Source organism: Arenibacter sp. ARW7G5Y1 (assembly GCF_003201775.1).
In the GTDB taxonomy this organism is placed as follows: domain Bacteria; phylum Bacteroidota; class Bacteroidia; order Flavobacteriales; family Flavobacteriaceae; genus Arenibacter.
Window position 1 is genome coordinate 17175 of the sequence record NZ_QJJZ01000023.1, and the last position, 18622, is coordinate 35796.

Here is an 18622-nt window from a genome sequence, read left to right on the forward strand (position 1 = left end):
TGATTAAAAATGAAAACTAACGAAATTAGAATTTTCTGTCCAGCTACCATCGCCAATATTTCTTGCGGCTTTGATGTTCTGGGACTTGCCCTCGATTCGGTAGGCGATGAGATGGTGGTAAGGAGAACCGATGAAAAAGGAATAAAGATCACCAAGCTCACAGGACAGGATCTACCAACCGAAACCCTACAAAATGTTGCTGGTGTTGCCGGTTTGGCCTTGCTGGCGGAAAGTGATCATGTTGGCGGATTTGAAATTGAGATTTACAAGAAAATAAAGGCCGGCAGCGGCATAGGAAGTAGTGCTGCCAGTTCCACAGGGGCAGTATGGGCCATGAACCAACTATTGGGCAGCCCCTTTAGCAATCTAGAGCTGGTGAAATTTGCCATGGAAGGAGAGCGATTGGCGAGCGGGGTCGCCCATGCGGACAATGTAGCCCCCGCCCTATTTGGTGGGTTCACCTTGGTGCGCAGTTACCAACCTTTGGATATCGTAAAGATACCGACTCCTCCAGAGCTATACGCAACGGTAATTCACCCACAAATAGAAGTAAGGACTTCAGACTCCAGAAGAATACTAAAAACATCCATTTCCCTAGAAGACGGAATTAAACAATGGGGAAATGTAGGCGGACTAATTGCCGGGCTATTTACCAATGACTACGACCTAATAGGTAGATCCTTGGTAGACCACATTATAGAGCCCATTAGATCCATTCTTATTCCCGGATTCGACAAAGTCAAGGAAGATGCCATGGCAGCAGGCGCCTTGGGCTGTGGAATTTCAGGTTCAGGACCTTCAATATTTGCATTGAGCAAGGGTAAGGAAAATGCTCTTGAAGTGGCCCAAGCCATGAAAAAGGTATACGAAAAAATAGGGGTGGATTATGACGTTCATGTTTCCAAAATAAATACGCAAGGGATTAAAATTCTAGAAGGTTAATACTATATGCCGTTAGCGGCATTTAAATTTGAACCCAAAAACTACAACTCATTCTAACATTAATAAAAATGAACTTTTATAGCCTAAACCAACAAGCTCCCAATGTATCCTTCAAAGATGCAGTTATAAAAGGAATTGCCCCTGATCGTGGGTTATATTTCCCTGAAATGATCGAAGCGCTTCCAAAGGATTTTTTTAACAATATAGAAGATTACACCAATCATGAAATTGCCTTCCTGGCCATACAACAATTTGTAGGCAAGGATATTCCAGAACCAGCGCTAAAAGAAATTCTTGCAGATGTTTTGGATTTTGATTTTCCCCTTGTGGAAATTGGGGACAAGGTGGCAGCATTGGAACTTTTTCATGGCCCAACACTGGCCTTTAAAGATGTGGGGGCGAGATTTATGGCGAGATGTCTTGGTTATTTTTCAACCGGGACCACCCAAGACGTAACAGTATTGGTGGCGACATCAGGAGATACCGGAGGTGCAGTGGCAAATGGATTTCTTGGTGTTGACGGGGTTAAGGTTGTTATTCTATATCCTAGTGGAAAGGTCAGCGATATTCAAGAAAAACAGCTGACCACCTTGGGCAAAAACATTACCGCCCTGGAAGTTGAAGGCACTTTTGACGTCTGCCAAAATATGGTAAAGACAGCTTTCCTGGACGAAGACTTGATCCAAAACAAGCAACTGACCTCGGCCAATAGTATCAATGTGGCCAGATGGCTCCCCCAGATGTTTTATTTCCTGTTCGCATACAAGGAGATGAAATCCAAGGGAAAGGATATTGTATTTTCCGTTCCTAGCGGAAATTTTGGAAACATTTGTGCCGGTATCATGGCACAAAAATTGGGAATGCCGTGCAAACATTTTATTGCTTCTACGAATGTAAACGACGTTGTACCAAGATACATGAAAACGGGCGCATATGACCCAAAAGCTTCCATTGCCACCATTTCCAATGCCATGGATGTAGGTGACCCCAGTAATTTTATCAGAATAAGACATTTGTACAAGGATAATTTTGAGGAGCTGTCCAAGAACCTTTCTTCCTATTCCTTTACGGATGACGAGACCAGGGAAGCCATGTTGGAATTATACAATGACTACACCTATGTTGCCGATCCACATGGGGCTGTTGGTTATTTAGGCCTAAAGAAATACCAACAAGCCCATCCGGACACCTATGGTATCTTTCTGGAAACCGCACACCCAGTGAAGTTTTTGGATGTTGTAGAGGATACTATCCGTGAAAATATCGATTTGCCGAAGAGCATCGTAAAAGTAATGGACAAAAAGAAAAAGTCGATTAAAATCTCCCAATACGACCAATTAAAAGCTTATCTATTGGGTAAATAAATCTATCTAGTTAAAGATTTTTTTGCATTTGGCCAATGCCGAAGCAATTACTTGATGCATATCATAGTATTTATACTCGGCCAGTCTTCCTCCAAAAATAATATCGTCCTTTTGGGACAGGGTTTTGTACTTGGAATAAATTTCATTGTTCCTTACATCATTGATAGGATAGTAAGGCTCTTTATTGCCCGACCATTCCGTTGGATATTCCTTGGTTATTACGGTCTTTTTTTGCGTTCCAAATTCAAAATGCTTATGTTCCAAAATACGTGTATATGGAATTTCTGAAGCTGTATAATTTACGACTGCATTGCCTTGGTAATTTTCAATATCCAAGGTTTCGTGCTTAAAATCCAAACTCCTGTATTCCAGTTTACCATAGCGGTAATCGTAAAATTCATCAATCTTACCGGTAAAAACCACTTGATCTGCCAATGACATTAGTTCCGTCTTATCCTTAAAAAAGTCTACTTCCAACCGTGTTTCAATTCCATCCAACAAGCCATTCACCAACTTGTTGTATCCGCCAATGGGGATACCTTGGTATTTATCATTGAAGTAATTATTATCGAAGGTAAATCGCAATGGCAACCTTTTAATAATAAATGCCGGCAACTCGGTCGCCTTTCTACCCCATTGCTTTTCCGTATATCCTTTAATCAACTTTTCGTATATATCCTTGCCCACCAATGTCAAGGCCTGCTCTTCCAAGTTTTTTGGACTGTCTACCCCTACTTCGCTAACCTGTTCTGCAATAACCAACTTGGCCTCCTCGGGCGTCTGTACCTTCCACAATTGATAAAAGGTGTTCATATTGAAGGGCAAATTAAAAAGTTCACCCTTGTAATTTGCTACGGGCGAATTGGTATACCTATTAAATTCTACAAATCCATTTACATAATCCCAAATTGCTTTGTCGTTGGTATGAAAAATATGGGCTCCGTACTTATGGACATTTATACCCTCCACTTCCTCACAATAAACATTGCCCCCCAAATGTGGGCGTTTATCAATTACCAAGCATTTTTTACCCTTCTTTTTGGCCTCATGGGCAAAAACAGCACCAAAAAGTCCAGCTCCCACAACTAGGTAATCGTATTTCATTTTAACGTAATTAGAGCGAATTGCATTTGTAAGGAAGTAAAACTAATGTATATTATCACGTTTTTGAATTGAAATCAAAAAAAAATTCCGCTTTACTATAACATGGTTATATTTGCATAGCTTATATAACCGACCTGTAATGACCAATTTGTATTATATCTCCCGAAATTACAAAGCTACCAATAGCGCGGCCTCCAAGCCAAAAACCGATTGTGAGCGGATCCTGGACACCATGGGCTTTAGGAATTTAGGTTTTAAACAGACCACTTATGCCAGTTCTGCCATAGGTGCGATAGTAAGTTTTTTTGGAATAACCAAAGGGCTAATCCGTTTGCCCAAAAATTCCACTTTGGCCATCCAATACCCGTTGAGCAAATATTTTAAATATATCACTACCATAGCCGGTATAAAAAAATGTAAAATCGTACTGATCATTCATGATGTTAAATACCTCATGGGAAAAAACAGGGACATTGCCCGGGAAATGAAAAAATTCTCCTGTGCCGATGTAATTATTGTTCATAACGACAACATGAAAAAATGGTTCGAACAACAAGGGGCCACTGCCAAATTGATACCCTTGTACATGTTCGATTATTTGGACGACAACAATAGCTATACTGCACCGGAACTTTCCAATAATGGCTTATTCGATGTGGTTTTCGCCGGTGGCTTGGGAATTGCAAAAAGTGCCTTTATTTATAAATTGGACGCCTTAAAAAACAATAGTTTCCATTTAAAATTATATGGTAGCGGTTTTATCAAAAACGATGTGGACCCAGCCAACACCATCATAAGTTTTGAGGGCATGTTTTCCCCGGATGACGTTGCCAAACACATAAGGGGTTCCTTCGGCTTGGTCTGGAACGGAAATTCCATAGACGAATGTGCAGGCCATTTTGGACAATACCTTTTATATAACAATCCCCACAAGACATCTCTATACTTGCTCTGTGGCCTTCCAATAATTATCTGGGATAAGGCGGCCATTGCCGCCGTCATAAAAGAACGCCAGTTGGGCATTTGCATTTCCTCCCTGGAGGAATTGGACGGAAAATTAAAAACCCTATCCAATGGGGACTACCAAAAAATGGTAAAAAATGTAGCCGAAGTTAGGGAACAGATTATTTCCGGTGGATTTTTAAAAGTGGCTATGGAGAAGGCACTCTTAGAACTTTCCTAGTTCCTGCCAGAAACACAACTAATCCAAGGCTGGTAATTTAAACTTCTCCAAAGGACTGGATTGTTTCATTACAGCCTCTATGGCTTCAGTAGTCCTGGGAGCCATTGCCGATAAATTAACAGGACCATTTTTGGTGATAAGTATATCATCTTCAATCCTTACCGCTATTCCCCACCATCTCTTATCACATTCGCTTCCCTCAGGTATATAAATACCGGGTTCCACTGTAATGACCGTATTTTCCTTAAAGGGTTGATAGGTACCTTTATCGTGCACATCAAGGCCCAAATAATGGGATGTGCCATGTGGAAAATATTTTCTGGCCTCTTCCGGGCTTCCAATAATTCCCAGTTGCATCAACCCTTTCGCAACAACTTCACTTGCAGCCTGTCCTGGAGCCTGAAAGGAAGCCCCGACCACACTGGCTTTTATTCCCGCCTCTTGGGCCTTATAAACAATATCGTAAATCTGCTTTTGATCCTTTGAAAATTTTCCATTCGCCGGAATGGTCCGGGTTACATCGGCGGTATAACCGTGATATTCGGCTCCCAAATCCATCAAGACCAAATCGTTCCCCACTTTAGGCTTATTATTCTCTATATAATGTAAAATACAACCATTATTCCCTCCACCCACTATGGATGGGTAGCCCTCATATTCGGCACCATACTTCTTATAAACAAACTCATGTACCCCTTGAATCTCCATTTCGGACATATTGGGGTGCATGGCCTTCATTACCTCTATTTGTCCCACGGCCGAAATCTCTACGGCCTTCTTTAGCAGTACCAATTCTTCCTTGGTCTTAATTTCCCTTAAGGTATTCATTATTTCTTCCAACATGGTGCTGTTAAGGTTGTTGGATTTCAATTGAAGGGCCACCTTCTCCTTAATTTCGATTCTAGATCTATCGTCTGTGGCCTCCACATAATCGACCAATAATTTATCCGATTTCAATTCCTGGTAATAATTTAAATACCTCCCCAGAGTCTGGGCCACATTGGCACTATTTTCGAGTTCCGTGGACCTGATCATACTATAAAGATGCTGTTTAGTGGCATCGTAATCTGACGGATAATTGGACTTTTCCTTAAACACCCTTATCAAATCAAATATATCAGCAGGATCATTGGTATCCCTAAAATCATTCTTAAAATCGAAAAATAGTACATTTTCAAACTTGGAAAAATTCATGTCCGCGTTTAAAAACTCCTCCGCATTAAAGACGCGGTCAAACCCCAATTTCTCTTTAACCCCTTCTACTCCCAACCGTTTCCCATTCCATTGTTCGGCCTTTACATCCCTTTTCTGGGCATAGAACACCTCATTATAACTACCCCCGTCCCTGTCTTTTTGCATTTCGGAAAATATGAGCATTAGGGCATTTGGCTCCTTGTACCCCGATAAATAATAAAAATCCGGATCCTGATGGTATATATAATCCACATCATTTGCCCTATTCCTAACGGCAGCAGCAAAAAAAACGGCCACACTATTCGGAGGCATGGCCTTGCGCACTGCCTGCCGCCTTTCCTTATGAAAATCCGCACTTAAAAAATCGTTGGAGACTTCCTGTGCCTGAACCAAAGGTGTTAAAAAAAGAAATAAAAAAATATGTATCAAATTTCTCATAGCCATCATTAAAATAAAGTTTAAAAATAATCAATTATAATACCACAGCCATTAATCATGGGCAGTAAAACCAGGGAAAATCAACCCGCAAATTCCCAAATGGACAAAAATATCCACCGCTCCATTTGCTCAGTGACCGTCACCCTCCCCTACCAATTAGCGAAGTACAAATCCAAATTAACATTAATTTGTGCAAAACAAAAAGTATATAGATTCTTCCTTCTATTAATTTTCAATATTTTTACGCCTCAATTTATTCAAATGAAAAACACAGCATTGACAAAAACCCATGAGGCATTGGGCGCCAAAATGGTACCATTTGCAGGATATAATATGCCTGTTTCCTATGAAGGAGTTAATATAGAGCACGAAACGGTCCGCAAAGGAGTGGGCGTCTTTGATGTTTCCCATATGGGTGAGTTCTTGGTAGGTGGGCCCAAGGCCTTGGACCTACTACAAAAAGTAACTTCCAATGATGTATCCAAATTAACCATAGGAAAGGCACAATACAGTTGTTTACCTAACGAAACCGGCGGTATTGTGGACGATCTCATAGTTTACAAAATCAAGGAAGAACAATATTTATTGGTTGTAAACGCATCAAATATCGATAAGGATTGGGAGCATATTAGCAAATACAATGAAAAATTCGGAGCGGATATGCGCAATATATCGGATGGATATTCCCTTCTTGCCATTCAAGGTCCCAAAGCTGTGGAAGCTATGCAATCCTTAACGTCCATAGATTTAAGTGCAATTAAATTCTACAGTTTTGAAGTGGCAGATTTTGCGGGTATTGAGCATGTAATTATATCCGCTACCGGTTATACGGGCTCAGGCGGTTTTGAAATTTATTGTAAGGATGAAGAAGTACAACAGATTTGGGACAAGGTTTTTGAAGCCGGTGCCGCCTACAACATAAAACCTATTGGACTTGCCGCCAGGGATACCTTGAGATTGGAAATGGGTTACTGTTTATACGGTAACGACATAAATGATACTACCTCACCTTTGGAAGCCGGTTTGGGGTGGATAACTAAATTTACCAAGGATTTTGTAAATAGCGAAGCCTTGGCAAAACAGAAGGAAGAAGGTGTTGCCAAAAAACTGGTTGCCTTTGAGCTGGATGAAAAAGGGATTCCTAGGCACGATTACGACATTGTTGATCCCTTGGGAAATAAAATAGGGGTCGTAACCTCGGGCACCATGTCGCCTTCCTTGGGGAAAGGCATAGGTTTGGGGTATGTACCTACAGCCCTATCGCAAATAGGTAATAAAATACATATTCAAATTAGGAAAAATACCATTCCTGCCACCATAATTAAACTTCCTTTTTACAAAGTTTAATAGATAAAGCAACTGAGTTTTGCAAAAGGAGGTGATAGAATGAACAAAATACTCATATTAGGAGCAAGTGGATTTATAGGAAATGCCATTTACAGGGAATTGAATTCCTATTTTGACACCTATGGTACTTATTACTCGTCCAGAAAGAGCTTTGGGAACAATCAACAATTCTTCCGGTATGACCTGGAAGAAGATGATGTTCATGATATTCTGAACAAAGTAAAACCCGACTTAATCATTTCTGCCCTAAGGGGAAATTTCCAAGCGCAGATAATGGCCCATCAACATATAGTAGAATACATACAAAACAAGGATTGCAAATTGTATTTTATTTCCTCTGCCAATGTTTTTGACGCTTATAGCAAATACCCTTCTTATGAGAACGATAAGACCTTGTCCGAAAGTGTCTATGGCCGCCTGAAAATTAAAATAGAAAATATGCTTCTGAGAATACCTGTTTCCAAAATGGCAATTCTTAGAGTGCCTATGGTTTTTGGTATAAATTCACCAAGAATTAGGGAAATTAAGAATGCCCTGACCAATAAGGAACCCATTGAAGTATTTCCCAATTTGATCATAAACGTCACCAACGATGATAAACTAACACAACAAATTCATTACCTAATAAATCACAATATGTCGGGGACTTTTCACCTAGGAAGTGTAGACCTCATACATCACGAAGATTTTATAAAGGAAATTGTAGACCGAATTGGCAACTATCAACCCATCTATAAGCATGTCTTTACCACCAATGAAGACCGCTATTTGGCGGTATTGCCAAAAACGAACCGACTTCCCAAGGATTTATTATTTAACTATCAGAATATAATAGACCATCATATCTTTAGTGAGTAAGCTGCTTGGAATTGTCCTGTTTTATTTAACTTTATTAAAAATACCGACATGAAAAAATTATCGGAATCAGAAATAGAAAGTCGATTGCATGAACTGGATGGTTGGGATTACGTGGACGGCGCCATTGAAACCTCCTTTGAATTTAAAAATTTTAAGGACGCTTTCTCGGTAATGACCAGAATTGCCTTTGAATGTGAAGCACAAAATCACCATCCGGATTGGGGCAACGTATACAATTCCCTTAATATAAGGCTTTCCACCCATGATGCGGAGGGAGTTACAGACAAAGATTTTAAGTTGGCCCACAGTATTGAGGAAATTATTGTTAGCAAGTAAGCCTAACTCTTGCGCCAGCAGTAAAAATTATTAAATTTGTTCCATATTACTCTAATAAAACTAAAAAATGGGAAGAGCTTTTGAGTTTAGAAAAGCACGTAAAATGAAAAGGTGGTCCGCAATGTCAAAAGCCTTTACCAGAATAGGCAAAGACATTGTAATGGCAGTAAAAGAGGGAGGGCCAGACCCGAGCTCCAATGCGCGATTAAGGGCCGTTATTCAAAATGCCAAGGCCGTAAACATGCCCAAGGACAATGTGGAAAGGGCCATTAAACGTGCTTCTGACAAAAGTTTGGGCGATTATAAGGAAGTACTTTTTGAAGGATATGCCCCTCATGGGATTGCCATTTTAGTAGAAACCGCTACAGACAATAATACGAGGACCGTAGCCAATGTTAGAAGCTACTTCAATAAATGCAACGGTAGCCTGGGAACCTCTGGTTCGGTTGAGTTCATGTTCGACCATACCTGTAATTTTAGGATTCCTGCCGAAGGAATAGACCCTGAGGAACTGGAATTGGAAATGATCGACTTTGGGGCCGAAGAAGTTTTTGCCGATGAGGATGGTATTTTGATCTATGCTCCCTTTGAAAGTTTCGGGGCCATTCAGAAAGAACTGGAAAACAGAGGGATTGAAATTCTATCTTCAGGTTTTGATCGTATTCCACAGGTCACCAAGGCCCTAAGCGAGGAAGAAGCGGCCGATGTTGAAAAACTCTTGGAGAAAATTGAAGAGGATGATGATGTGCAAAATGTGTACCACACCATGCAGGAATAATAATCACTTTTTTTACATACCAAAAGAGGCCCACATATGGGCCTCTTTTGGTTTTTTAATATTATGGGATCAGGTAAAAAATTCTGAATATTTTAATGCAGTTTATCCTCAGACTGGATGATAAGTGACTTGTTCAACGTTAGAACAACCGTCCCCTCATCGTCCGCCAGGGTAACCGAGGTAATAAAATTATTCTGCTGGTTTCCTGAAGTTTCTATTGGATTACCATACCAGTTATTGCCGTTGTTGACAAAAATGTTATTGGTAATGGTTGTTTTGGAATCATGTTTAAATCCTCCCCCTGTATTAATAATAGTTCCCGTATTCCCCTGAAACAGGTTCCCATCAAAAAGGGTATTATTGGTCCCTAGGGTATCTTCTCCCCAGGAAGGGGTATCGCCAATCTTACTTGAAAAAGTAAACAATAAACGACCTGTATTATTTACAAATTTGGAGTTCAATATTTGGTAGCGGTTTACCCCCTTAAAACTGGCTATTTGATCATAATTACCTCTAAAGGTGCAATTATCGATCTTCACATAATGCTCTGTTGAAAAGATCAATCCCCTATTGGAAATAAAGGAGGATCCGGTAATCGTAATTCTATTGGTATAGTCATTTTCATTGTCCGAAGTAAAACTTGGTGTTGACCCCCAATAACTTCGAAATAGGGTTGCTGAATTATTTTCAAAGATAGAATTGGAGATCGTAATGGAAGAATTATCTCCCTTGGACCAAAATGCAGTTTGGTTGCTAACTCCCGTAACCGTTATTTCAGAGGCATTTATTGCCGACCCAGAAACGGCAAAAATAGTTCCATCATTATAATTATCCGCAGAATCGGTTAAGGTAAATCCAGAAATATCCAAACTAAACCCTTTATTAACCACAAACATACGATAAGCCCCCTCCCCAGAAATGACCACATTCTTAGCCCCTGGCCCAATAATGGTCAGGTTATTGGTAATGTGGGGTAGGTCCGAAGCCAAACTAAGAGTCCCCTCCAATCCTTCCTTAAAGGTTATTTTATTGACCTCCATATCAGTATTGGCCGTATTTATGGCCCATCGTAGAGTGCCCGTGCCATTGTCATCGTCCAAGCTTGTAACCATAACTTCGGATTGCGCCATGGTCGAGGAATAACAGAAGACGGCGATTAAAAATACTATTATTCGATTACTTTTCATTCTCTATGGAATTTATACTATAAATGCTGTTTTAATCATCGTTATGCTATGTAATATAGAGGCTTGCACCTTGTCCCTTCATAACGTAACATGATCAAAATTAGTATTCCAGACCTAAAAATGGATTTATTATGGCACCAAAGATGTATAAATGCCCGAAATTGTTGTGTACAGCCCATTTAGAGCAGTTTTAATTTTATCGGGGGAATTAAATCCAAGGCGTCCAGCAGCATGACCTTCCAATTACATATAGCGCTTCCTCTTATTTGGACAGTCAAAATATCCACCACCAAAAATCCTTTATGGAAATATGTTTGAACTGGTAGAAATACGGCTTGGCCAGGAGATATTTATACGGTCTAGACGAGGTATCTTTAAAAATACTCAAAAGCTATTTTCCGGTACCTTGCCCACTACCCCTTTAAAAAATGCCTTGTAGGTTGCAAAATCCTCCCCTTTATTTTCCGTAGGATAATGTGGTTTGGAGATTTTGATCTGTTTTTTTCCAAAATCGAAGGCCACCATAACAATGGGAACCTTGGCCGTTTTGGCTATATAATAGAAACCGGTCCGCCATTTCGCAACCTTTTTTCTGGTTCCCTCGGGGGAAAGCGCCAATCTGAACTTTTTGTTTTGATCAAATATCTTGGCCGTAGCACTCACGGTATCCATATTTTTACTTCTATCAATGGGAGTTCCGCCCATCCAGCGAAAGTACCAGCCAAATGGAGGTTTAAACAGCGCCTTCTTTCCTATAAAATGAATATCCTCGTTCAATACCCGTCGAATTAGAAGTCCCAATAAAAAATCGACCCAACTGGTATGTGGCACCACAATAACAACACATTTGTCCAGCTGTGGAAAGGAACCAACCAATTTCCAGCCTAAAATTTTAAAATATATTAATTTGGCAAGGGTCTGCATAAACCAACAACTATTTAAAGCGTTCGAAGTCTTCTGTACTTATTACAGATATCCCCATTCAACGATACCTGCCCCATTTACATATACCACAAAGCACTGCCATGAAACTACAGCATCGTGATGGATATACTATATTTTTTGATAGATCGACTTTAATTTTTCAGGGGTTATAATAGTCCTCCATTCCTTTCCAAGGGCATTTTCCCATAGAGGCACAAGACCAAGCGCCACATTGATCATAATTTCAAAATCATCGTTCGTCAGTTCACTACAAATGCCTTTGGGCAGCTGAATATTATGCCTTTCCCTCATTTTATCAAATAATTCCACCCCTTCAGGATAAAACTCCTTTAAATGTTGGAACACCAAACAGTTCCCTATTCCATGTCTAACTCCCAATAAATAGGACAGGCCATAGCTCATGGCATGTGCAACCCCTACTTGTGAATAGGCAATGCTCATTCCCCCATGCCACGAAGCCATCATTAATTTATTTCTAGCATCATCCTCTTGCCTATCTTCCAAATAGACCTCTTTACATAGCTCCAATGCCTTCTCACCATAGCTCTGGCTAAATGCATTTAGAAAAGTACCACTTAGGGATTCTATACAATGAATAAAACAATCCATACCGGTAAAGAACCATTGTTCCTTGGACACCCCCTTTGTTAAATCGGGATCCATAAGCACTTGATCAAAAGTGGTATAGTCCGAGTTGATTCCCAGTTTTTTCTCCGGCCCCAATAGAACCGTTGTCCTGGATACTTCTGCTCCGGTACCGCTGATGGTAGGTATACCTACGTGATATACGGAAGGGTTTCTTACCAAATCCCAACCTTGGTATTGATGGGCATTGCCCTTATTGGTCAACATGATTGCCACGGCCTTTGCCAGATCAAGTAATGTTCCCCCACCAATACCTATAATTCCAGAAGGCAAATGGGCATAATCGTTTTTAATTTTCTGCACCAAGGCATCTACTTGGGCTGTTTTAGGTTCCTCATCCGCTGAAATGAATATTATTTGATCGTTAAAGACCAAGGGGATTCTAGAAATAATTCCCGTGCCTTCGAACACATCGTCTACCAAAAAAATAAATGGTGCCTCGGAGTTGATCCGTTTTGGCAGTAAAATTTCCCCAAGTTGCCCAAAAGATCCTGCACCAAATATAACGCGTGGTACCATAGGAAAATTCTTGTAATTTGTCTTCAATTCAGGGCTTATAATTGTGTTGATATTTTTACTCTTTATGTCCATAAACTTACTTAAGATACTCTAAGATATCGGAGATACCATTTAAGGTGAGATGATCGTTATTATGTTCCTCCATCTTCACTTCTTCATGTTGCCAAGTGGTATGAAAGGGGATATGTACAGCTTTTGCACCAATTTTCAGAATAGGCAATACGTCCGATTTTAAAGAATTTCCAATCATTAAAAACTCCTCCACAGGAATTTCCAAATGCTCCAGCAGATTCCTATAATTTTCCTCCTTTTTATCGCTCAGAACTTCTACATGGTGAAAATATTGGGATAAACCCGATTTTTCCAATTTCCGCTCTTGATCCAACAAATCCCCTTTGGTCAATACTATTAGCCGATATTTATCCTTTAATGCTTCCAATACCTGCTCCACCCCATCCAATAATTCCACTGGGTGCGTCAACATTTCCTTCCCTAGATTCAAAATTTCCGTAATCGTTGCCTGCGAAATCCTATTATTCGACAGATCCAGGGCAGATTCTATCATGGACAACATAAATCCCTTAATACCATAACCATATAGTTCTAGGTTCTTAATCTCCGTTTTAAAGAGTTCCTGATCTATTTGATTCTTGGTTTCATAGTTATCCAGAAGACTGGCAAATTTTTCTTCCGCATTCCTAAAATAGGTCTCATTTACCCATAGGGTATCATCGGCATCAAAACCAACTACCCTGATTTTTCCAAAATCTACCTCCATACCTTTTTGGCTTTTTCCAAATCTTCGGGAGTATCTATTTCTATACCGGTAACACTGGTTTCTACCATCTTAATTTTCTTTCCATACTCCAGGTAACGAATGGCTTCTATTTTTTCTGTCGCTTCCAATATAAGCATAGGCAGTCTCTGAAAATCCATCAGTGCACTTTTTCTAAAAGCATAGATTCCCTTATGTTTAAAATAAGGTATGTCCAACTCCCTTGACCTGGGATACGGAATTGGGGCCCTCGAAAAATATAGGGCAAAATGTTGGTTATCCACAATTACCTTAACCGTATTGGGATCATTGATCTCGACCCAATCAGTAATTCTGGTCATCAAGGAAGCTAAATCTATTTCCTTTTTTACGTCATCCTTAAAAACTTCAATTACACTTACCAAGCTTTCCCTATCCGTAAATGGCTCATCTCCCTGAACATTTACGATGATATCTACATCCATGGATTCCACTGCCTCTGCTATACGGTCACTTCCACACTCATGTTGCTTTATGCTCATTATGGCCTTACCGCCAATATTGGCAATGGTATCGTATATTGTAGTACTGTCCGTAACTACATACACTTCCTGAAACAGACCAGTATTCACTGCGGCTTCATAGGTCCTTTGGATAACCGGTTTCCCTTGAAGGTCCTGCATAAGCTTACCTGGAAACCTTGAGGCCGCATAACGAGCCGGTATCATTGCAATAATTTTCATAAGTAGCTATTTATCGATATTTGACGGTCATATGTAATACGCATATCTTGATTGATTTTGTGCCCAGTTTTGGGTCATGCCCATTTCACCCGTAAATTATTCAAATTTAATATGGATTATGTTCTTGGTCTAATTTTTCTATAAAGCCTATATACGACAATCCATATAATAAGGACCAAAAACGCTGCAAGAATCGGAGCAAAAATAGATGCGGTAGTTACTACGGCCGCAGTTCCCGTTTCCACCAAACCGATAACAGGGTTGGCCACTCCGCCAGTGGTGGCCGTTGAGGCCAATCTGCCGGTAGCCGAAGCTCCTTTAATTGCGGTGGCCGTTCCCCCACCAGCTATAATGGCCAAGGTCCAGGTAATTACAGGATCTAAATTGGCAGCGGTGGACACCATAACGGCGGTACCTGCCAAAGCGGCCATAGGCAGGGCGAAACTATCCAGCAAATTGTCCAACCAAGGAATAAAATATGCAAAAATTTCTACAATAGTAGCAACGCCAAAGGTTATTAAGGCAGCCATGCTTCCTACCCATTCCCAACTTTCATTTAATTGCCAAACATCAAAATAAGCGGCCAAACTCAAAGCAAACAAAGGCAAAAAAATCCTAAAGCCAACAGATGCCGCCAGCCCTATACCTAAAAATATGCTTAAAATGGTTTCAAAAGTCATATTCGAAAACTATAATGCGAAATTAGGCTATTCCTAATCAACAAAAAAATCGTCCTTAAAGCCTATGAGGTACAATTTGTGCTTGGCCCTGGTCACGGCAGTATACAACCAACGAAGATATTCCTTGTCTATTCCATTGGGCAAATAAGGTTGTTCCACGAAGACGGTATCCCATTGCCCACCTTGGGACTTATGACAGGTAATTGCGTAAGAGAATTTAACCTGAAGTGCATTAAAAAATTTATTGTTCTTTACAGCCAAAAACTTTTTGTATTTGGATTTCTCATCGGCATAATCCTTCATAACTTCCTGATAAAGGCGGTTGCCATCATCATAGGATAAAGATGGGGTCTCTGCCATAATAGTATCCAAAAGCAGGACTGTTTCGAACGGTTTTTGGTTGGGATAATCTACCATTTTCACTTTAACCTCTGCAAATTTAAAACCGTACAACTCCTTAATGGAAAAAATCTCCAACACTTCAATGATATCTCCGTTGGCAATAAAACCAGCCTCCGAGGTAGGCTTTAACCAAAAATAGTTGTTTTTGACTACCATCATATAATCCCCTGTGGCCAATTCGTTTTCCAGATATAGGATTCTATTCCTAATATTTCCATTGTATAGATTTGCCCTTTTATTGGAGCGTACTATAATGGCGGTTTCCTCTTTACCATTTTGAGAGTAGGAATCATCTATGGCCTCTTGGATATCATTGCCATCCACCAGGCGAACTATATCGGTATAATGGCTGACCGAAAACTTAAAGTCATCAAAGAACTCATTTTGCAGTTGTTCCCTTAAGTTGGTGGCGTTTACTAAAATTCCAGAATCTTCGGCTTGCCTCACTACCTCATCCAACTCCAATTTTATAACTTCCTTATTATAATTCAAGGATAACTGATCTTCATCAAGGGCCGGACTAATATTCAAATGTACGGGCGGAAGCTGTGCGGTATCGCCAATGAGGATTAGCTTACAATTATGTCCCGAATAAACATACATTAATAAATCGTCCAGGAGGGACCCATTCTCCATTAACTTGGAATCAGTACGCGTATCGGAAATCATGGAGGCCTCATCCACAATAAAAATAGTATTTCTATGCTTGTTGGGCGATAATACGAACTGTACCCCACCCCCACTCTGCTTTTTGGGAAAATAGATTTTTCTATGAATTGTAAAAGCCTGTGTTCCCGAGTAATTGGACATGACCTTGGCCGCCCTGCCTGTAGGAGCCATTAAAACAGCCTTCATCGTAGTCTTCCAAAGATTGGTCACAATAGTCCCCACAATGGTTGTTTTTCCAGTACCCGCAAACCCTTTTAACATAAAAACACTATCCTTTTCCTTGGACAAAACAAAACTTGCAAGTTTTTGCAAAGCCACTGACTGCTTGGCAGTTGGATCATGCGGAAATTTGTCTGTAAGTAGTTTAAAAAAAGTAGCGTCGGTTATAGAAGTCATAGGACATCAAAGATAATCAGTATTTTTAAGGTCAAATACTTTTACCATTAAAAAAAAATTGTAGATTTGTGACAACCACTAAATAAAATAACACTTACAAAATGAAGACCATTTTACAAATTTTCCTTTGGATAGTATCTATCGTGTTGGGTTATATGATATATAATTCTGTGAACGGCCCCATTGAATTTAAGAAAGTTAAGCAAGAACGTTTTGCCAAGGTAATCTCAAATTTGAAGGATATTAGAAATTCCCAAGAAGCGTACAAAACTGTAAATGGCAGATATGCAAAGGATTTTGAATCCTTAGTAAGTTTTGTGGACACCGGCAAATATACCATTACCCAACAGAGAGATTCCTCTTATTTGGAGTACGATAAGAATTTTGGTATCGACATGTTGAAAGAGGTTAAGATAATTGATACACTTGGTACTGTTTCAGTGAAGGATTCCTTGTTCAAGAAAGACGATCGTTTTAAGACAATGATGAACGTACCTTTTGCTCCCAATGGTGAGAAATTTGAAATGAAGTCGACCATCATCGAAAAAAGCGGATACAAAGCTCCCGTCTTCGAAGTAAAAGTTAGGAAGGATGTTGTTTTACATGACCAACCCAAATCTTTATTGGCAAGGGAAAACACCCAAATTAATGTAGATGAGGTAAATGGAAATGTAATTAAGGTTGGATCATTGACCGAGGTAAGTACTAGTGGAAATTGGCCCTCTATATATGACAAACGAAACGACCAATAGCGTTTTAGAAAATTCTAAATCGGAATATCATAAATTGTCCATTCAAGTTAGCTTGAATGGACTTTCTTTTTGTGTACTGGACACACTATCCAATACCATTCTTGCTTCGGAAAGACTAGTGTTTGAAAATGAACTTACCCCTTATGCCGTTCAAAAGGAGATCAAACAGCTCTTTGAAAAAAATAAGGTAAGCAACATAAAGTTTTCCGAAGTCGTCGTCATACATCGGAACAATCTTTTTAGCTTGGTCCCACAAGCACTTTTCAACAAAGATGAGTTGGCCAATTACCTAAAATTCAATGCCAAAATCCTAGCGAACGACCATCTGGAATACGATGAAATTAAAAGTCTGGACATGGTTAACGTTTATGTTCCCTTTATGAATATAAACAATTACATATACGACCTTTTCGGCGAATTTGAATTTATGCACCATGGAACGATCATGGTTCAGACCTTGACGACCCATCACGGCAATCAAAGCGACCCTATTTGTTATGTACATCTTATTGAGGGTCATATGGATATAGCCGTAATTTCCAACAAAAAGTTGATACTGTTCAACAACTTCAGCTTTTCCACCAAGGAAGATTTTATATACTATCTATTATTTACTTTGGAACAATTAAAATTGGATACGGACACCACCAAACTCAAACTTTTTGGATCTATTGAGGAAGGTGATGAATTATATAATATGTGCCATCAATACATAAGGGACATTTCCATTTTCATCCCCTCCAACACTTCATTTTATCATTTTGGGGGATCGGAAAAGGAGACCATAGATTTTACACTACTAAACACTCTTTAATGCGCATTATATCCGGTAAGAACAAAGGCCAAAGACTAACTGCCCCTAAAAAACTGCCTGTCCGACCCACAACCGATATGGCCAAGGAGGCCCTCTTCAACATACTCAATAACCAATACCACTTTAACGAGGTGAGCGTCTTGGATCTCTTTGCCGGAACAGGAAACATTAGTTATGAATTTGCCTCTAGAGGCTCCGAAAATATTACCGCCGTAGATGCGGACTTTGGATGTATCAAGTTTATTACCGCCACATCCTCAGAATTGGACTTTCCTATAACGACCATCAAAAAAGATGTATTTCAATATTTGCAGGCCAACCCAATAAAAGCACATATTATATTTGCCGATCCGCCCTACGATCTGTCCCCTGAAGAATTCGCCACCATTCCCAAATTGGTCTTTGAAAGGCAGCTGCTGCTAGAGAACGGTGTTTTGATCGTTGAGCATTCGAAACATTCCGATCTATCACATTTGGAGCACTTCACCCACCAAAGAAGATATGGCGGTAGTGTTTTTAGCTTTTTCGAATGGATGGAAGAATAATGAAAGTTTGGGCCGACCGAATTATAA

19 protein-coding genes are annotated in these 18622 nt (G+C 39.9%); 10 read left to right on the plus strand and 9 right to left on the minus strand.

Annotated features, from left to right (window positions below; translation table 11 throughout):
• The first annotated feature begins 9 nt into the window (after positions 1-9).
• On the plus strand, positions 10-942 hold the full coding sequence (locus tag C7972_RS21750; RefSeq protein ID WP_110358277.1) for a homoserine kinase: 933 nt from the start codon (positions 10-12) through the stop codon (positions 940-942).
• 68 nt (positions 943-1010) lie between these two features.
• Complete coding sequence (gene thrC / locus C7972_RS21755; RefSeq protein WP_110358278.1) at positions 1011-2306, plus strand: threonine synthase; 1296 nt, start codon at positions 1011-1013, stop codon at positions 2304-2306.
• A gap of 6 nt (positions 2307-2312) precedes the next feature.
• On the opposite strand, the gene glf is transcribed toward thrC, so the two are convergent.
• Entirely contained in the window at positions 2313-3410 is a 1098-nt protein-coding gene (gene glf / locus C7972_RS21760; RefSeq protein ID WP_110358279.1) for a UDP-galactopyranose mutase, read from the minus strand.
• A gap of 139 nt (positions 3411-3549) precedes the next feature.
• Between glf and C7972_RS21765 the strand changes: the two genes are divergently transcribed.
• Positions 3550-4593, plus strand: a complete 1044-nt coding sequence (locus tag C7972_RS21765; protein ID WP_110358280.1) for a beta-1,6-galactofuranosyltransferase — start codon at positions 3550-3552, stop codon at positions 4591-4593.
• Positions 4594-4611: 18 nt separating this feature from the next.
• Here the strand turns inward: C7972_RS21765 and C7972_RS21770 are convergent, their stop codons facing one another.
• Positions 4612-6225, minus strand: a complete 1614-nt coding sequence (locus tag C7972_RS21770; RefSeq protein WP_110358311.1) for an aminopeptidase P family protein — start codon at positions 6223-6225, stop codon at positions 4612-4614.
• Between the two features lie 261 nt (positions 6226-6486).
• Between C7972_RS21770 and gcvT the strand changes: the two genes are divergently transcribed.
• The 4 genes from gcvT (at position 6487) to C7972_RS21790 (ending at position 9544) form a co-directional block, all read left to right on the plus strand.
• On the plus strand, positions 6487-7572 hold the full coding sequence (gene gcvT, locus C7972_RS21775; protein WP_110358312.1) for a glycine cleavage system aminomethyltransferase GcvT: 1086 nt from the start codon (positions 6487-6489) through the stop codon (positions 7570-7572).
• Between the two features lie 39 nt (positions 7573-7611).
• Positions 7612-8430: a sugar nucleotide-binding protein gene (locus C7972_RS21780; protein WP_110358281.1), complete on the plus strand. Its 819-nt coding sequence runs from the start codon at positions 7612-7614 to the stop codon at positions 8428-8430.
• Positions 8431-8478: 48 nt separating this feature from the next.
• Positions 8479-8766 carry a 4a-hydroxytetrahydrobiopterin dehydratase gene (locus C7972_RS21785; protein WP_110358282.1) on the plus strand — a complete coding sequence of 96 codons (288 nt, stop codon included), beginning with the start codon at positions 8479-8481 and terminating at the stop codon, positions 8764-8766.
• A gap of 67 nt (positions 8767-8833) precedes the next feature.
• Complete coding sequence (locus C7972_RS21790; RefSeq protein ID WP_110358283.1) at positions 8834-9544, plus strand: YebC/PmpR family DNA-binding transcriptional regulator; 711 nt, start codon at positions 8834-8836, stop codon at positions 9542-9544.
• Between the two features lie 92 nt (positions 9545-9636).
• Here the strand turns inward: C7972_RS21790 and C7972_RS21795 are convergent, their stop codons facing one another.
• The 7 genes from C7972_RS21795 to C7972_RS21825 all read right to left on the minus strand — a co-directional run bounded on the left by C7972_RS21795 (position 9637) and on the right by C7972_RS21825 (position 16484).
• Complete coding sequence (locus C7972_RS21795) at positions 9637-10731, minus strand: hypothetical protein (protein ID WP_146216368.1); 1095 nt, start codon at positions 10729-10731, stop codon at positions 9637-9639.
• Positions 10732-11115: 384 nt separating this feature from the next.
• On the minus strand, positions 11116-11655 hold the full coding sequence (locus C7972_RS21800) for a 1-acyl-sn-glycerol-3-phosphate acyltransferase (protein WP_110358285.1): 540 nt from the start codon (positions 11653-11655) through the stop codon (positions 11116-11118).
• A 129-nt stretch (positions 11656-11784) separates the two neighbouring features.
• Positions 11785-12912, minus strand: a complete 1128-nt coding sequence (locus C7972_RS21805) for an iron-containing alcohol dehydrogenase family protein (RefSeq protein WP_258364923.1) — start codon at positions 12910-12912, stop codon at positions 11785-11787.
• Between the two features lie 4 nt (positions 12913-12916).
• On the minus strand, positions 12917-13618 hold the full coding sequence (locus C7972_RS21810; RefSeq protein WP_110358286.1) for an HAD family hydrolase: 702 nt from the start codon (positions 13616-13618) through the stop codon (positions 12917-12919).
• Complete coding sequence (kdsB, locus tag C7972_RS21815; RefSeq protein WP_110358287.1) at positions 13609-14337, minus strand: 3-deoxy-manno-octulosonate cytidylyltransferase; 729 nt, start codon at positions 14335-14337, stop codon at positions 13609-13611. The genes C7972_RS21810 and kdsB overlap by 10 nt, the downstream gene beginning before the upstream one ends.
• Before the next feature lie 116 nt (positions 14338-14453).
• On the minus strand, positions 14454-15017 hold the full coding sequence (locus C7972_RS21820) for a DUF4126 domain-containing protein (RefSeq protein ID WP_110358288.1): 564 nt from the start codon (positions 15015-15017) through the stop codon (positions 14454-14456).
• 33 nt (positions 15018-15050) lie between these two features.
• Positions 15051-16484: an ATP-dependent RecD-like DNA helicase gene (locus tag C7972_RS21825; RefSeq protein WP_110358289.1), complete on the minus strand. Its 1434-nt coding sequence runs from the start codon at positions 16482-16484 to the stop codon at positions 15051-15053.
• Between the two features lie 101 nt (positions 16485-16585).
• On the opposite strand from C7972_RS21825, the gene C7972_RS21830 reads away from it, so the two are divergent.
• Genes C7972_RS21830 through C7972_RS21840 form a run of 3 tightly spaced genes read left to right on the plus strand, consistent with a single transcriptional unit; the run spans position 16586 to position 18595 of the window.
• Complete coding sequence (locus C7972_RS21830; protein ID WP_110358290.1) at positions 16586-17236, plus strand: hypothetical protein; 651 nt, start codon at positions 16586-16588, stop codon at positions 17234-17236.
• Positions 17214-18050, plus strand: coding sequence for a DUF3822 family protein (locus tag C7972_RS21835; protein ID WP_110358291.1), 837 nt, complete (start codon positions 17214-17216; stop codon positions 18048-18050). Before C7972_RS21830 ends, C7972_RS21835 begins: the two co-directional genes overlap by 23 nt.
• On the plus strand, positions 18050-18595 hold the full coding sequence (locus C7972_RS21840; protein ID WP_110358292.1) for an RsmD family RNA methyltransferase: 546 nt from the start codon (positions 18050-18052) through the stop codon (positions 18593-18595). The genes C7972_RS21835 and C7972_RS21840 overlap by 1 nt, the downstream gene beginning before the upstream one ends.
• Positions 18596-18622: the final 27 nt, after the last annotated feature.

What these genes read in the sequence shown, in the direction of transcription:
- C7972_RS21750 (WP_110358277.1), top strand. Translation starts at nt 10, where the DNA reads ATGAAAACTAACGAAATTAGAATTTTCTGTCCAGCTACCATCGCCAAT.
- thrC (WP_110358278.1), top strand. Translation starts at nt 1,011, where the DNA reads ATGAACTTTTATAGCCTAAACCAACAAGCTCCCAATGTATCCTTCAAA.
- glf (WP_110358279.1), bottom strand. Translation starts at nt 3,410, where the DNA reads ATGAAATACGATTACCTAGTTGTGGGAGCTGGACTTTTTGGTGCTGTT.
- C7972_RS21765 (WP_110358280.1), top strand. Translation starts at nt 3,550, where the DNA reads ATGACCAATTTGTATTATATCTCCCGAAATTACAAAGCTACCAATAGC.
- C7972_RS21770 (WP_110358311.1), bottom strand. Translation starts at nt 6,225, where the DNA reads ATGAGAAATTTGATACATATTTTTTTATTTCTTTTTTTAACACCTTTG.
- gcvT (WP_110358312.1), top strand. Translation starts at nt 6,487, where the DNA reads ATGAAAAACACAGCATTGACAAAAACCCATGAGGCATTGGGCGCCAAA.
- C7972_RS21780 (WP_110358281.1), top strand. Translation starts at nt 7,612, where the DNA reads ATGAACAAAATACTCATATTAGGAGCAAGTGGATTTATAGGAAATGCC.
- C7972_RS21785 (WP_110358282.1), top strand. Translation starts at nt 8,479, where the DNA reads ATGAAAAAATTATCGGAATCAGAAATAGAAAGTCGATTGCATGAACTG.
- C7972_RS21790 (WP_110358283.1), top strand. Translation starts at nt 8,834, where the DNA reads ATGGGAAGAGCTTTTGAGTTTAGAAAAGCACGTAAAATGAAAAGGTGG.
- C7972_RS21795 (WP_146216368.1), bottom strand. Translation starts at nt 10,731, where the DNA reads ATGAAAAGTAATCGAATAATAGTATTTTTAATCGCCGTCTTCTGTTAT.
- C7972_RS21800 (WP_110358285.1), bottom strand. Translation starts at nt 11,655, where the DNA reads ATGCAGACCCTTGCCAAATTAATATATTTTAAAATTTTAGGCTGGAAA.
- C7972_RS21805 (WP_258364923.1), bottom strand. Translation starts at nt 12,912, where the DNA reads ATGGACATAAAGAGTAAAAATATCAACACAATTATAAGCCCTGAATTG.
- C7972_RS21810 (WP_110358286.1), bottom strand. Translation starts at nt 13,618, where the DNA reads ATGGAGGTAGATTTTGGAAAAATCAGGGTAGTTGGTTTTGATGCCGAT.
- kdsB (WP_110358287.1), bottom strand. Translation starts at nt 14,337, where the DNA reads ATGAAAATTATTGCAATGATACCGGCTCGTTATGCGGCCTCAAGGTTT.
- C7972_RS21820 (WP_110358288.1), bottom strand. Translation starts at nt 15,017, where the DNA reads ATGACTTTTGAAACCATTTTAAGCATATTTTTAGGTATAGGGCTGGCG.
- C7972_RS21825 (WP_110358289.1), bottom strand. Translation starts at nt 16,484, where the DNA reads ATGACTTCTATAACCGACGCTACTTTTTTTAAACTACTTACAGACAAA.
- C7972_RS21830 (WP_110358290.1), top strand. Translation starts at nt 16,586, where the DNA reads ATGAAGACCATTTTACAAATTTTCCTTTGGATAGTATCTATCGTGTTG.
- C7972_RS21835 (WP_110358291.1), top strand. Translation starts at nt 17,214, where the DNA reads ATGACAAACGAAACGACCAATAGCGTTTTAGAAAATTCTAAATCGGAA.
- C7972_RS21840 (WP_110358292.1), top strand. Translation starts at nt 18,050, where the DNA reads ATGCGCATTATATCCGGTAAGAACAAAGGCCAAAGACTAACTGCCCCT.